Annotated in this window: 4 protein-coding genes; 2 read left to right on the forward strand and 2 right to left on the reverse strand. The window is 65.8% G+C overall.

Going from position 1 to position 1,613, the window contains the following annotated elements; all coding sequences use genetic code 11:
- Together EN780_RS33745 and EN780_RS33750 are read left to right on the forward strand one after the other, a co-directional pair.
- The coding region (locus EN780_RS33745) for a DUF1214 domain-containing protein (protein ID WP_245500207.1) at positions 1 to 515 on the forward strand (515 nt) is incomplete at its 5' end.
- Complete coding sequence (locus tag EN780_RS33750) at positions 508 to 1,056, forward strand: DUF1254 domain-containing protein (protein ID WP_127283109.1); 549 nt, start codon at positions 508 to 510, stop codon at positions 1,054 to 1,056. The genes EN780_RS33745 and EN780_RS33750, both read left to right, overlap by 8 nt.
- Before the next feature lie 55 nt (positions 1,057 to 1,111).
- Here the strand turns inward: EN780_RS33750 and EN780_RS33755 are convergent, their stop codons facing one another.
- Positions 1,112 to 1,291 (reverse strand): hypothetical protein, encoded by a 180-nt coding sequence (locus EN780_RS33755; RefSeq protein WP_187331197.1) that lies wholly within the window; start codon positions 1,289 to 1,291, stop codon positions 1,112 to 1,114.
- Between the two features lie 73 nt (positions 1,292 to 1,364).
- Positions 1,365 to 1,613 (reverse strand): hypothetical protein (locus EN780_RS39840; protein ID WP_210215071.1); only part of this gene is annotated, 249 nt, incomplete at its 5' end.

Raw genomic sequence — 1,613 nt, forward strand, 5'->3', positions numbered from 1 at the left:
GGTATGCGCTGCAGGCGCAGGACGGCGTCGGCGCGATCAGGATCGGCCAATGGACGGCCTTTCCCGAGATCGGCACGCAAGGCGCCGACCCCTATTCGAAAGCGCGCGTGGCGCGCGAGGGCGTGCTGGCGCTGGGCAAGGCCGAGGGCCTGTCCTTCATCGCCGAGCGCGATGCCGCAGGCGAGCCGTTGAGGCGCGAATGCGCCTATACGATCGAAGGCGGATTCCCGACCGCCCGCTTCTGGACGCTCTATGCCGCCGACCAGTCGCTGGGCGTGGTCGACACCGGCAAGCCGAGGCTGGCCGCGCTTCAGTCCTACCAGGTGCTGCGCCAGCCCGACAATGCGGTGACGATTGCCGTCGGCAACCGCCCCGCCCCCGGCAACTGGCTGCTGACCGACGGCTTCGGCAAGATGTATTTCGTGCTCACCTTCTACGACACCCCGATCGCCAGCAGCACCGGCCTTTCCGACGTGTCGCTGCCCAGCATCGTGAAAGTGGGCTGCAATGCGTAGGCTCTTCCACGCCGTGCTGCTCGGCCTGATCGGCGCCGGCATCGTCCATATCGTGGTGCTGATGCTGGTGCCGGATTTTTCCGAGCGCGATGCCTGGTCGCGGCTGGCGATGGCCTCGGACCTCTACAGGATGACCAGGCTCGACGCCGAGGCCGGCGGCGCGCCGGTGGTGAAGTCGGTCGATCCGCTGTTCTACGCGGCCGCGTGCCGCTTCGACCTCGCCGAGGGCCTGGTGCGCATCAAGGCGCCGGGCCACGTGCCGTTCTGGTCGGTCTCGGTCTATGACCGCAACGGCCACAATTTCTATTCCTTCAACGACCACACCGCGACCGGCGGCGTGCTCGATACGGTGGTGCTGACTCCGGCGCAGATGATCGATGTGCGCCGGGAACTTCCGGAGGAGCTCCAGGGCGCGATCTTCGTCGAGGCGCCGATCGAGGAAGGCATCTTCGTCATCCGCGCCTTCGTGCCGGACGACAGCTGGAAACCGATCGTGTCACGTTTCCTGGAGCAGAGCTCCTGCGAGCTGCAGGAGTACTGACCGGCCGGCCCCGCCTGCGCTATCCCCAAGTGTTGGACAGTCCTTGCCGCCCGCCCTAGTGATGCGGCACGGGCGTCGGCGGCTTGTCCGGGCCAGCCGGCCGCGTCTCGCCGGCCACTGGCGGCTGTTCGTAGCGGACGCCGGGGAAGATGATCACCGCCGCCGGCGTGCCGGTGTTCTGAACTGCTCGATTTACTGGTGCCGGTCGCGGCACGAAAGACAGTACCATGCCCATGGTTCGCGTATTCCTCTCGGTTGCACCGGAGCAGAACGCAACGCCTCCAAAGTTGATTAAGGCGGGCAGAGGGTTAACGGAGCGCTAACGGATCGCCGCTAATTTGATCTTTGTTTCTGGCGGACGCGAAACCGGCAAGGTTCGGTCGAGCAAAGCCAGGCTTGTGTCGAGTATCGGGCGTATCCTCCGTGTCATCTTCGGATTTCAGGCAAATCGCTATTCGGACGGAGGCGGGAAAGGCCGAAAGGCAGTTCCGCGCATCGGTATCGGCATGCTGCTCGCTCACGCGCCCATCGCGGCGCGAGATCGGCCAGCTCGAGGG

The organism is Mesorhizobium sp. M4B.F.Ca.ET.089.01.1.1 (genome assembly GCF_004022605.1).
Classification (GTDB): domain Bacteria; phylum Pseudomonadota; class Alphaproteobacteria; order Rhizobiales; family Rhizobiaceae; genus Mesorhizobium; species Mesorhizobium abyssinicae.

What these genes read in the sequence shown, in the direction of transcription:
- EN780_RS33750 (WP_127283109.1), top strand. Translation starts at nt 508, where the DNA reads ATGCGTAGGCTCTTCCACGCCGTGCTGCTCGGCCTGATCGGCGCCGGC.
- EN780_RS33755 (WP_187331197.1), bottom strand. Translation starts at nt 1,291, where the DNA reads ATGGGCATGGTACTGTCTTTCGTGCCGCGACCGGCACCAGTAAATCGA.